10 protein-coding genes are annotated in these 12767 nt (G+C 53.3%); 5 read left to right on the top strand and 5 right to left on the bottom strand.

Features of this window, described 5'->3' with window-relative positions; genetic code table 11:
• Nucleotides 1–64: 64 nt before the first annotated feature.
• From C3708_RS15165 to yebS, 4 genes are all read right to left on the bottom strand, one after another.
• Complete coding sequence (locus tag C3708_RS15165; protein ID WP_095282365.1) at nucleotides 65–304, bottom strand: YebV family protein; 240 nt, start codon at nucleotides 302–304, stop codon at nucleotides 65–67.
• A 104-nt stretch (nucleotides 305–408) separates the two neighbouring features.
• Complete coding sequence (gene rsmF / locus C3708_RS15160; protein ID WP_103949650.1) at nucleotides 409–1851, bottom strand: 16S rRNA (cytosine(1407)-C(5))-methyltransferase RsmF; 1443 nt, start codon at nucleotides 1849–1851, stop codon at nucleotides 409–411.
• A 75-nt stretch (nucleotides 1852–1926) separates the two neighbouring features.
• Nucleotides 1927–4560 (bottom strand): PqiB family protein, encoded by a 2634-nt coding sequence (locus tag C3708_RS15155; RefSeq protein ID WP_103946068.1) that lies wholly within the window; start codon nucleotides 4558–4560, stop codon nucleotides 1927–1929.
• A complete protein-coding gene (gene yebS, locus C3708_RS15150) occupies nucleotides 4529–5812 on the bottom strand; it encodes a membrane integrity lipid transport subunit YebS (protein ID WP_095282362.1) in 1284 nt (427 codons plus the stop codon). Before yebS ends, C3708_RS15155 begins: the two co-directional genes overlap by 32 nt.
• Nucleotides 5813–5942: 130 nt before the next feature.
• Between yebS and C3708_RS15145 the strand changes: the two genes are divergently transcribed.
• From C3708_RS15145 to htpX, 4 genes are all read left to right on the top strand, one after another.
• Entirely contained in the window at nucleotides 5943–6440 is a 498-nt protein-coding gene (locus C3708_RS15145) for a GAF domain-containing protein (protein ID WP_095282361.1), read from the top strand.
• Nucleotides 6441–6537: 97 nt separating this feature from the next.
• On the top strand, nucleotides 6538–7224 hold the full coding sequence (gene proQ, locus C3708_RS15140) for an RNA chaperone ProQ (RefSeq protein WP_095282360.1): 687 nt from the start codon (nucleotides 6538–6540) through the stop codon (nucleotides 7222–7224).
• Between the two features lie 19 nt (nucleotides 7225–7243).
• Nucleotides 7244–9292, top strand: a complete 2049-nt coding sequence (gene prc, locus C3708_RS15135; RefSeq protein WP_103946067.1) for a carboxy terminal-processing peptidase — start codon at nucleotides 7244–7246, stop codon at nucleotides 9290–9292.
• A 193-nt stretch (nucleotides 9293–9485) separates the two neighbouring features.
• Entirely contained in the window at nucleotides 9486–10367 is an 882-nt protein-coding gene (htpX, locus tag C3708_RS15130) for a protease HtpX (protein ID WP_103949649.1), read from the top strand.
• A gap of 54 nt (nucleotides 10368–10421) precedes the next feature.
• Here the strand turns inward: htpX and C3708_RS15125 are convergent, their stop codons facing one another.
• On the bottom strand, nucleotides 10422–11795 hold the full coding sequence (locus tag C3708_RS15125; RefSeq protein ID WP_103946066.1) for an MFS transporter: 1374 nt from the start codon (nucleotides 11793–11795) through the stop codon (nucleotides 10422–10424).
• Nucleotides 11796–11973: 178 nt separating this feature from the next.
• On the opposite strand from C3708_RS15125, the gene kdgR reads away from it, so the two are divergent.
• Nucleotides 11974–12765 carry a DNA-binding transcriptional regulator KdgR gene (gene kdgR / locus C3708_RS15120; protein ID WP_095282356.1) on the top strand — a complete coding sequence of 264 codons (792 nt, stop codon included), beginning with the start codon at nucleotides 11974–11976 and terminating at the stop codon, nucleotides 12763–12765.
• Nucleotides 12766–12767: the final 2 nt, after the last annotated feature.

Raw genomic sequence — 12767 nt, 5'->3', positions numbered from 1 at the left:
GATTTATCGCAGGGGAAATATTGAGGGCATAAATAACCCGCCTTCGGGCGGGTTCTTTTTGGAATCAGGCAAGGCGCATGACCCAGGCATCGGACTTCTGATCGTAATGTTCGCGGTATAGTACGGAATGTTCGCCATCAAGAATTGCCGGAATACTGGTATCGGCATCCCAGGCATCGAGTTGCATACACAAATCCGGATCGGATTTACAGGGAATGGTTAACGTTCGATCGCCCTGATTATCGCCGCGCAACTCCGCATCGTCGATCTCAAAAGCGCCAATACGTACGCTGGTTTTTGTCATATTGCTCTCCGCAGTTTTGCTTAAAATCTGGTACGACCAGTGTGATCGCCCATTTTTCAGCGTAGTGCAGGAGAGCAAAAGCGCCAGTGAAATTGTGCGGTTTTTTATTCGCTGAGATCGTTACCGGTAAACAGGCGACCATCGCGAACCAGTTCACGTGGGTAACTGTTTTTCAATCGGGAACCGACTTTCTTCGCCAGCCCCAGCGGGAAGCCCTGGTAAGTGACGATCATTTCGTCAGCCGGTGGCGTGAGATCCGGGTAGACATCGCGTCCGCGATACCACTCTTCAGCCTCTTTGTGTGTCAGGGCGAATGTATTTTCGTCACCCGCCAGCGCGATCACCGCTTCATGCTGCCAGCGATAACCTTTGTTATGCACTTCCGCCAGGCGCAATCCAATGCGGGAAAAACGCACTTTGCCAATCAGCGGCTCGATTTCGACCGGGAAAAGCCAGATCTCTTTATCGCGCTGCCATAAGCGCAGGTTTTCACTCCATTGGAGCCCGACTTTGTTGGCCGCGTCGGTGATTTGCGCGGTTTCACGGGTTTTCAATGGCGCGAATGGGAAGTTGCCGACTTTAAATTTAGGCGTCGGTAAAGCGTCAATAGCTGCCGTTTTGCGCAGACGAGCAACAAAGAAGCCTTCGCAGTCGAAAATCTGCGGGAAAACGTGCAGGAAACCTTCTGGCGTTAGCGCTTCTTTTGCGCCATCGAACAGCGATTCCAGCGGCAGGAACTCGACGGAGTCCGGGTACTGTTCTTTCAGCCACAGGCAAACTGACTCGTTTTCATCACGATTCAGGGTGCAGGTGGAGTAAATTAGCGTCCCACCCGGGCGCAGGGCGTGAAACGCGCTGTCGATCAATTCGCGCTGGGTGGCGGCAATTTCAAGGTTGCTGGCGACGGACCAGTTTTTCAACGCATCGGGATCTTTACGCACGACACCTTCGCCCGAACACGGGGCATCAAGCAGGATCGCATCGAATGATTCTGGCACGGCTGCGCCGAACACGCGGCCATCAAAGTGGGTCAGGGCGACGTTGCTGATCCCGCAGCGGCTGATGTTGGCGTGCAGGACTTTTACCCGGCTGGCTGAAAATTCATTGGCCAGAATCGCCCCGCGATTGCCCATGCGGGCGGCAATTTGCGTGGTTTTGGAGCCCGGAGCGGCGGCGACGTCCATGACGCGCGCAGGCTGGTTTCCCTCGGCGAACAGTGCGGCTACGGGCAGCATTGAGCTGGCTTCCTGAATGTAAAACAGCCCGCTCAAATGCTCAGCGGTGCTCCCGAGAGGGAGAGCGTCTTCGTCCTCACGTTCAATCCAGAAACCTTCCGCACACCACGGAACCGGCGTCAGCTGCCAGCGGTAGGGCGAAACCAGAGTCAGGAAATCGTCGACGCTGATTTTAAGTGTGTTTACGCGAATGCTGCGGCGTAACGGACGCTGGCAGGCGGCGATAAAATCATCCATTGAGAGATGAGCGGGAAGAGCCTCGCGCATTTGCGCCAGGAATTCGTCAGGAAGAAACACGGAATGTTGAGCCACGGGCGTACCACAGGGAAAAGATGAAGCGCGAAGTGTACCATAAACGCTCCGGTGCGTTGACACCGGAGCGTTCGATTAACGTGGCAGGGCGGTTCCCCATTCACGCCACTCTTTCGGTTCACTTTCGAGCAACAGGAAGTGTTTGCCCGGCTGCGCTTTAGGTGCGAGCGGTGTGCCCGGCGGAGTGGCAAAGGCGATGCCGCCGCGAATGAACTGATTGAAAGTCCCGGTTTTCACCACGCCACCGGTCAGGCCGAAATCAAGGGAATAGCCCGATGCCAGCCAGAATACCGAGTTGTTGCGCACCAGATGCTGATAACGCTCGCTGATACGTAGCCCGACCATCACGCGATCGGACAGTGTGCCCAGCGTTAGCCCCGTCACGGTACCCACTTCAATACCACGGAACAACACCGGCGTGCCGATACTCATCGAACCGGCTTCTGGTACTTCCACCACGATGCTTAAGCCATCGAGATAGCGAGAGTCGGTGATGGTGGCTTCCTGCAGCTCAAACTCGCGACGCACGTTGCCGTTACCCGGTTCAACGTTAATGTATGGCTGCAGAATGGTGTCGAGATGCTCAACGCCAGCGGCGGAAATCTGCGGTGTCACTACCGAGAAACGCGTGCCGGTACGGGCAAAGTTCTGCATGTATTCCGGGTAAAGCACCGCCGTGGCCTGCACTTCATTACGTGCAGTAATTAATGTCAGCTTCTGGATTTGCCCGATATCGATGCCCAGATAGCGAATTGGCATGCCTTCCGCGAGTTTCCCTGCGTCAAAGGCATGCAGCGTAATCTGACCGCCGACCGCGCGTGCAGTTGTTTCTGACGGATACAGAATACGTTTATCGCCTTTACGCTGATTTGCACCGGCGCCACTTAAGTTGTCAAAGCTGATGGCACCCCGCAGTGCGCGGGAGAGGGGAGACGCCTGCACGGTTAATCCGCTGCCGTTAAGCTGCACTTTTGCACCGCCTTCGGCCCAGAACACGCTGTTAGCGGTGAGGAGATTGCGATACTCCGGTTTGATATGCAGTTCGATATCAAACGCGTCGGCACGCGGGCGCACGGTGATCACTTCCCCGACTTCAAACTTGCGATATAACACCACGGAGCCAGCCTGAATATCGGGCAGGGTGTCGGCACGCAGCGTCAACGTCGTAGTCGGTAAATCACTCAGACTGTTTTCGATCGCTTTGTCCAGATTGGCATAGAGCGGATAGCTCTCGCGCATGGCCCCTTTCTGACCGGGCAGAATACGAATACCGCCGTTAATCCACTCACTGGCGCTTGCGCCGAGAAATTCCACGCCATCAAGACCGACTTTTACGTCCACCCGACTGTTGACCACAAATTTGCTGTCGCCATGCACCAGGTCGCGGTATTGCGGATCGATCGCAACCGAGAAGGTAACGCCGTTTTCTGTCAGCTTACGCTCAAGTACCTGACCCACTTGCACGCCGTGCAATATCAGCGGTTGCCCTGCGTCGATACCATAACTTTCTGGCGCGGTCAGGTTTAACGTCATCACGCCTGGCTTTTGCAGTAATGCTTTATCAGCCGGTGCGATAACAAAATTACTGTTGGGCTGGCCTTCGCCTGGAATCAACTCAAACGTGCTGCCCGTTAGCAAACTGCTGATGCTGGCATCGCTCAAGGAAATCTTCGGATTACGCAGCTCAATGCGCGTTTTTTCGCGCAGAAGATCGACCACGCTCGGATCGACGGTCATTTCGCCCGTGACAGAACCGCCTGGATTTAAGGTCAGTTTAGTGAGTTGCCCGACCTGCAAACCCTGGTACATCAATGGCGTTGAACCGGCGTTAAGTCCTTTGGCATCCGCCAGGGCCAGCTTCACGATAACGCCGCGCTGGCTATGGGCCAAATCGGCATACAGGCCGAAGTTGTCATCCGCAGCAGCAGTATCAGAATTTTCAGGTGAGTCGAAGGCGATAGCGCCGTTGACCAGCGCCGCAAGGCTTTCGAGCTTCACTTTGGCACCGCTGAAACTGACGTCGGCATCAACGCCCGAAACATTCCAGAAACGGCTGCCTTTTTTCACCAGACTAGTGAAGCGGCGCTCGATGAGCACATCAATGGTGACGCCCTGTTTATTGGGGTTAATGGCATAGTCATACACGCGTCCAACCGGGATTTTGCGGAAATAGACCACCGAACCGCTGCTCAGCGAACCTAAGTCCGGGGAGTGCAGATGGATCATCAGATCGCCGTTGTTCAGCCGGTATTTGGGTTGAGTGTCCAGGGCGGTGAAATGCTCCTGCGGCTCACCTTTTCCGGGCATCATGCCGATATAGTTGCCGCCAACCAGCGCGTCCAACCCGGAAACTCCCGCCAGAGAGGCTTTGGGTGTCACTAACCAGAACTGAGTCTCAGTGCGCAGGGCATCCTGCATATCGGCTTTAATGCTGGCGCGAACCTGAATTTTGTTCAGATCTTTGCCAAGCCGGATATCCTCGACCGTTCCCACTTCGACGCCCTGGAAGCGCACAGGGGTTCGCCCCGCGACGATGCCGTCCGCCGTCTGGAAATCGATAGTGATGGTATTACCGCGATCCTGATAGCTGGTCCAGATAAGCCACCCCGCAATCATCAATGCGATGACGGGCAGCAACCAGAATGGCGAAATGCGGCGTTTTGTTTTAATTCTCGCTTCAGTCGTCGAAGCGGGCGTTTCCTGACTCATGTGCATCCCAAAGTAAGCGGCTATCCAGCCATTCCACTGCAAGAATAGTCAATATCACCGCAGAGCCGAAATAAAAAGCCGCGGGTCCCATAGTAAAAGCGAGTAACTGATCGCGATTGATCAGCGACATCATTAACGAAATAACGAACAGATCCAGCATTGACCAGCGGCCAATCCACGTGACAAACCGCAGTAGCAGGATGCGCGTGCGTAACCCTTGCTCACACTTGAACTGAATACTGATGAGCAAGGTGAACATGACAATGACTTTGGTGAAGGGCACCAGGATACTGGCAATAAATACCACCCCCGCCACGGCGAAGTTACTGTTCGCCAGCGACACAATACCCGACATGATAGTGTCTTCCTGCCGTGCACCGTTAACGTAAATGATAGAAATCGGTAACAGATTGGCGGGAAGCAGCAGCACGATGGAAGCAATCAGCGCGGCCCAGCACTTTTGCAGACTCTGCTTACGACGCAGACGTAACGGAATGTGGCAGCGCGGACAACGACCGCGAGCATCCGGCAGACCGGTAAAATGGCAGCCGAGACAGGCCCGAAGATTTGGGTCAGGCCGCGTTGCCGGGCGCTGAGGATAAAAGCGCTCCCAGAGTTGTTCCACGTTCAGATGGATGAGCGTCAGAATACTCAGTAACACCAGAGCGACGAAGGCGAACAGGCCGATGCCGGGCTGTAAAAAGGCGTAATCCTGAACTTTGATTGACGCTACGCCAATGCCGACCAGATAGATATCCAGCATTACCCACTCTTTGAGCTTCTCCAGCATCAGCAGAACCGGGCGTAAATTCATGCCCAGAATATTGCCAAACCACAGGTAAGCAATGGCGGCCACCAGCACCATTGGCGCGCCGACGGTGCAAAACAGCACCATCGCGCCAGTGAGCGGATCGCCCTGCCGGGTCATCTGCCAGATTCCCATCAGCAGGTTGGCGTCGATACGCACGCCAAGCAGATACAGCTTGAGCAGCGGCTCGCTCCAGGCAAAGGGCATCAGCAGAATCATGGTAACGGCCATCGCCGCCAGGCGCGTCAACGACCAGTCGCGTCCATCGCGTATTTTAGCGTCGCAGCGCGGGCAATATGCACTCTGATGTGATTTCATCTTCGGCAACATAAAAAGCGTATCGCACTGCGGGCAACGCTGATAATGTGCACGAGGTAGCGCATCGCTGACCGAGTGGACAGTGATCTTTTTTGCCGGCGTAAGTTTTCGAGTATTGAGTGCCATCAGTCGCGCATAAAAGGATTAATTAACGTTATATTAACTCATCTCGGGATTCATCTTGAGAATGAGCGCATTTAATGTTTATTTTAATAGGCTATGCTCATTTTTTGTAAGACAACCAAGTGATTGATTAATGAACAAAACAGAATTCTACGCGGATTTGAACCGCGATTTCCAGGCATTGATGACAGGTGAGACCAGTTTTTTAGCCACGCTGGCTAACACCAGTGCGCTGCTGTTTGAACGACTGTCAGATGTGAACTGGGCGGGTTTCTACCTTCTGGAAGGGGAGACGCTGGTGCTCGGGCCATTCCAGGGCAAGCTTGCTTGCGTGCGGATTCCGGTGGGACGTGGCGTGTGCGGTACTGCGGTGGCGCAAAATCAGGTGCAGCGCGTTGAAGATGTACATGCCTTCGACGGACACATTGCATGCGATTCGGCGAGTAATTCCGAAATCGTTCTGCCGCTGACCGTAAAAAATCAGATTATTGGCGTACTGGATATCGACAGCACCGTCTTCGGACGCTTTGATGCCGAGGACGAGCAAGGCCTGCGTGAACTGGTTGCAAATCTTGAAAACGTATTAATCGCGACCGATTATCAAAAATTCTTTGCGAGCGTCGCAGGATAATCAACGGATAACGTAGCATTTACTGATGGCGTCATTATAATGTCGCCTGTTCATGCCTGCGGCAAGTTGGCAACGTCCGTTGTAATCAGGAAATTTCATGGAAAATCAACCTAAGTTGAATAGTAGTAAAGAAGTCATTGCCTTTTTGGCTGAGCGTTTCCCACAGTGTTTCACTGCTGAAGGCGAAGCTCGCCCCCTGAAAATTGGTATTTTTCAGGATCTGGTAGCGCGCGTTGAGGGTGAGATGAGTCTCAGCAAAACTCAACTGCGTTCTGCCTTACGTCTTTATACGTCAAGCTGGCGTTACCTTTACGGTATCAAGCTGGGCGCGACCCGTGTCGATCTCGACGGCAACCCTTGCGGCGAGCTGGACGAGCAGCATGTTGAACATGCACGTAAGCAGCTTGAAGAAGCCAAAGCGCGCGTTCAGGCACAGCGTGCTGAGCAACAGGCGAAAAAACGCGAAGCGGCTGCGGCAAATGGTCAGGAAGAGGCTCCACGTCGTGAGCGTAAACCTCGTCCGGCTCCGCGTCGTAATGAAAACAGCGATCGTAAACCGCGTGCTGATAAACCAGCCGCTAAAGCACAGCGTGCGCCTCGCGAAGAACAACGCCTCACTCCGGTTTCAGACATTAACGCTCTGAGCGTTGGTCAGGCGCTGAAGGTGAAAGCGGGTAACAATGCGATGGATGCCACCGTACTCGAAATCACCAAAGATGGCGTTCGTGTGCAGCTGACTTCTGGTATGTCAATGATTGTACGCGCAGAACACCTGGTGTTCTGAAACGGAGGCCAAGCCTGGCATGAACACTCTTTTTAAGATCACCGCGCTGGCTGGCCTGTTTGCAATAACAGGCCACGCTTTCGCAGTGGACGATATTACGCGTGCAGATCAAATTCCGGTGTTAAAGGAAGAGACTCAGCACGCAACGGTGAGTGAGCGCGTAACTTCGCGTTTCACCCGTTCACATTATCGTCAGTTCGATCTCGATCAGGCCTTTTCGGCCAAAATTTTTGATCGGTATCTGAACCTGCTGGATTACAGTCACAATGTGCTGCTGGCCAGTGACATTGAACAGTTCGCAAAACGTAAAACCGACGTCGGTGATGAGCTGCGCAGCGGTAAACTCGATCTGTTCTACGATCTCTACAATCTTTCCCAGAAGCGTCGTTTTGAACGTTATCAATACGCGCTGAAAGTGCTGGAACGTCCAATGGACTTCACCGGCAACGATAACTTCAATCTTGACCGCAGCAAAGCGCCGTGGCCGAAAGATGAAGCTGAATTGAATGCGCTGTGGGACGGCAAAGTTAAGTTCGATGAGCTGAGCCTCAAACTCACCGGTAAAGATGAGAAAGAGATTCGCGAAACGCTGACTCGTCGCTACAAATCGGCGATTCGCCGTCTGGCGCAGACCAACAGCGAAGACGTGTTCTCTCTGGCAATGACTGCCTTTGCGCACGAAATCGACCCGCATACAAACTACCTTTCCCCGCGCAACACCGAACAATTCAATACCGAAATGAGCCTGTCTCTGGAAGGTATTGGTGCGGTGCTGCAAATGGATGAAGACTATACGGTCATCAACTCCATGGTGGCAGGTGGCCCGGCTTCGAAAAGTAAAACGATTAGCGTCGGCGACCGTATCGTGGGCGTCGGTCAGACAGGGCAGAACATTGTCGATGTGATCGGCTGGCGTCTGGACGATGTCGTCGCATTAATTAAAGGCCCGAAAGGCAGCAAGGTTCGCCTTGAGATCTTGCCTGCAGGTAAAGGCACCAAAACCCGTATTGTTACGCTGACTCGCGAGCGCATCCGTCTTGAAGACCGCGCGGTGAAAATGTCCGTGAAAACGGTCGGCAAAGAGAAAGTTGGCGTCCTTGATATTCCTGGCTTCTATGTCGGTCTGACCGATGATGTCAAAGTACAGCTTCAGAAGCTTGAAAAGCAGAATGTCAGTAGCGTTATCATTGATTTGCGTACCAACGGCGGCGGAGCGCTGACCGAAGCAGTTTCGCTTTCTGGCCTGTTTATCCCGTCTGGTCCTGTGGTTCAGGTACGTGATAACAATGGCAAAGTGCGTGAAGATGCTGACACCGACGGCGTTGTTTACTACAAAGGTCCGCTGGTTGTGCTGGTCGATCGTTTCAGTGCTTCGGCATCTGAAATCTTTGCGGCGGCTATGCAGGATTATGGTCGTGCCCTGATTGTCGGCGAACCGACATTCGGTAAAGGTACGGTGCAGCAATACCGTTCCCTGAACCGCATTTACGATCAGATGCTGCGCCCTGAATGGCCTGCGCTGGGTTCTGTACAGTACACCATTCAGAAGTTCTATCGCGTGAACGGTGGCAGTACACAGCGTAAAGGCGTGACGCCGGACATCATGATGCCGACGGGCACCGAAGAGACAGAAACGGGCGAGAAGTTTGAAGATAACGCGTTGCCGTGGGATAGCATTAATGCTGCCACCTTCGTGAAATCAGGCGACATGACCCAGTTCGGACCTGAGTTGCTGAAAGCGCATAACGATCGTATCGCTAAAGACCCGGAATTCCAGTACATCATGAAGGACATTGCGCGCTTTAATGCCCTGAAAGATAAGCGGAATATCGTTTCTCTTAACTACGCTCAGCGTGAGAAAGAAAACAACGAAGATGATGCCACCCGACTGGCGCGCATCAACGACCGTTTCAAACGAGAAGGCAAGCCATTGCTGAAAAACCTGGAAGATCTGCCGAAGGATTACCAGGAGCCTGATCCTTACCTTGACGAGACGGTGCATATCGCTCTCGACCTGGCAAATCAGGAAAAGAGCAAACCGGCTGAACAGCCCGCTCCGGCGAAATAAGTCCCCAACAGGCACAAGAAATTGTGCCTGTTTTTTTTAGTTCTGCATCGTCCCGTCAGTAAGCCAATAAACAATGTAAAGTTGTGTCTTTCTGGTGACTTACGCCCCTCGAATCCTTGAAAATAGCCACAATACCCATACGATGTGGGTAATCGCATAGTGCGTTTTGTTAAACAGAGGTTAAAAGAAAATTATGATGCGAATCGCGCTCTTCCTGGTCACCAACCTTGCGGTTATGGTGGTATTCGGGCTTGTGCTAAGCCTGACAGGGATCCAATCGAGCAGCGTTCAAGGCCTGCTGATTATGGCGCTGCTGTTCGGTTTTGGTGGATCGTTTATTTCTCTGCTGATGTCGAAGTGGATGGCTCTGAAGTCGGTCGGTGGCGAAGTTATTGAACAGCCGCGTAACGATATGGAACAGTGGCTGATGAATACCGTGGCACAGCAGTCGCGCCAGGCGGGTATCGCTATGCCGCAGGTAGCGATTTATCACGCACCGGATATTAACGCCTTTGCAACGGGGGCTCGTCGTGATGCATCGCTGGTGGCTGTGAGCACCGGTCTGCTGCAGAATATGAGCCGTGATGAAGCTGAAGCCGTTATTGCCCATGAAATCAGCCACATCGCCAACGGCGACATGGTGACCATGACCCTGATTCAGGGCGTGGTAAACACCTTCGTCATCTTTATCTCGCGTATTCTGGCGCAGATTGCAGCAGGCTTCATGGGCGGCAACCGTGATGACGGTGAAGAAAGCAACGGCAACCCGCTGATCTATTTCGCGGTCGCCATGGTGCTGGAACTGGTGTTCGGTATTCTGGCAAGTATCATTACCATGTGGTTCTCCCGTCATCGTGAGTTCCATGCGGATGCGGGTTCAGCAAAACTGGTGGGTCGCGAGAAGATGATTGCCGCACTCCAGCGCCTGAAAACCAGCTATGAGCCGCAGGAAGCAACCAGCATGATGGCATTTTGCATCAACGGTAAATCAAAATCGCTGAGTGAGCTCTTTATGACTCACCCGCCACTGGATAAGCGTATCGAAGCGCTGCGCAGTGGGGAATACATTAAGTAACCGAGCAGTACGAAATAGAAGCCGGGTTGAGCAGAAATTGCCACCCGGCTTTTTTTATGCCTCAACGCGAGGTTGCGTAACGCGCAGGCCGCTGATGACGGCGGCGAGTGTGGCTAGCGTTCCGGCTGTAAAGAGCGCGACATGCGTGCCATTTTGTCCGGCGACGTTAAACATTAGCGCCACCAGCGCGGCCCCTGAGCTTTGTCCTAACAGACGCGCGGTGCCTAGCATTCCGCTGGCACCACCGCTGCGATGACGCGGAGCGGCGGTGATGATGGTGTGATTATTCGGTGACTGGAACAGGCCAAAACCGGCCCCGCACAGGATCATGCGCCAGATAATATCCGGATCCGTCGGTGCCGCTGGCAGCATTGCCAGCGCGAACAGTCCGGTCGCCATCACCACTAATCCTAACGCACCCAGTAATCCCGCATGAACCCGTTCAATGAGATAGCCCGCAAGCGGAGCCATCACCATAGTCGCCAGCGGCCACGGGGTGAGCAGTAAACCGGTTTCGACTTCAGTGCGTCCAATCACGCCTTGCAAAAAGAAGGGCAAAGAGACCAGGGCCAGCATCTGGGCGCAGAAAGAGCAAATGGACGTGCCAATCGAGAGGGAAAACAGCGGAATGCGCAGCAGATCGACAGGCAGAAGCGGGGTGGGCAGTGCCAGCTGGCGGCGGACAAAGAAGAAACCGATGACCAGCATGGCGACAATCTCAGCAGCAATTAATGCCAGAGATTGTCCCTGGGCAAAGCCGCTGAGTGCTGTTATCAGCAAGCCAAAGGTCAGGGCATTCATCACTGCGCTCGGTAGGTCAAAGCGCGGCATCGAGCTTTTGGCACTGTTTTCAGGCAGATAGCGCAGGGCAAAAAGTAGGGCAATAATCCCCAGCGGCACGTTAATCAGGAACAGCCACTGCCACGACGCGACCGAGAGAATGGCTGCTGCAATGGTTGGCCCGGCGGCAGAAGAAACCGCCACAATGAACGAGTTAATCCCCATCCCACGTCCAAGGTGACGTTGCGGGTAGATAAGGCGTATCAGCGCGGTATTCACGCTCATCAGTGCCGCGCCGCCAAATCCCTGTGCGATACGCGCAAAGGTGAGCGTGTGCAGAGAGTCAGAAAGTGCGCAAAACAGGGACGTGACAGTAAACACAGCCAGGCCGCATTGGTAGACGCGGCGATAGCCGAACATATCTCCAAGAAATGAGAAAGAGAGCAGGGAAACAACAATAGCAATCTGGTACGCATTGACCACCCAAATGGAACTGGCGGCGGAAGCGTGCAAATCGCTGGCGATAGTAGGAAGTGCCACGTTTGCAATGGCGCCGTCAAGGACAGCCATTGAGATACCGATAATAATGGTAGCAATTGCACCGTACCGTTGCGGCAAGGGCAAACCATCAGAGGGATTTTTTTCCATGGGAAATGAAACGCTCAGGGTGATATTATTCTCAGGGTAACTATTTTAGCATCGTTATTTCGGTTTTATGTCGCAGATTTGTAACGAAGTAAACGCAGATTGATTGCAGCTTGCCGGTCACGAATTTATAATAAAAACCGGTTCTGATTTTTATAAAACACTCGCAATGAGGTGATTAATGGCTATCGCAGATTTGGATAAACAGCCAGATTCTGTTTCTTCCGTGCTGAAGGTGTTTGGCATCTTACAGGCGCTTGGTGAAGAGCGCGAGATTGGTATTACAGAGTTGTCGCAGCGTGTGATGATGTCGAAAAGCACCGTTTATCGCTTTCTGCAAACCATGAAATCTCTGGGCTATGTGGCACAGGAAGGTGAATCTGAGAAATATTCTCTGACCCTGAAATTGTTCGAACTGGGTGCCCGTGCTCTGCAAAATGTGGATCTCATTCGCAGCGCTGACATTCAAATGCGTGAACTTTCACGCCTGACGAAAGAGACCGTCCACCTGGGCGCGCTGGATGAAGACAGCATCGTCTACATCCACAAAATCGACTCCATGTACAACCTGCGTATGTACTCACGCATTGGTCGTCGTAACCCGCTTTACAGTACCGCTATCGGTAAGGTTCTGCTGGCGTGGCGTGACCGCGAGGAAGTTAAAGAAATCCTCGAAGGTGTTGAATACAAGCGCAGTACTGAACGCACCATCACCAGCACCGATGAGTTGCTGACTGTGCTGGATAAAGTCCGCGAGCAGGGCTATGGCGAAGATAACCAGGAGCAGGAAGAGGGCTTACGTTGTATCGGCGTCCCTGTGTTTGATCGCTTTGGTGTGGTTATCGCGGGCCTGAGCATCTCTTTCCCGACGCTGCGTTTCTCGGAAGAGCGCCTGCACGAGTATGTTGAAATGCTGCATACGGCGGCGCGCAAGATTTCTGAACAGATGGGCTATAACGACTATCCGTTCTAAAA

It is taken from the genome of Lelliottia sp. 7254-16 (assembly GCF_002922995.1).
Classification (GTDB): domain Bacteria; phylum Pseudomonadota; class Gammaproteobacteria; order Enterobacterales; family Enterobacteriaceae; genus Enterobacter; species Enterobacter jeotgali.
The sequence above is the reverse complement of the archived record's forward strand: the minus strand, read 5'-3'. Positions and strand labels throughout refer to the sequence as shown.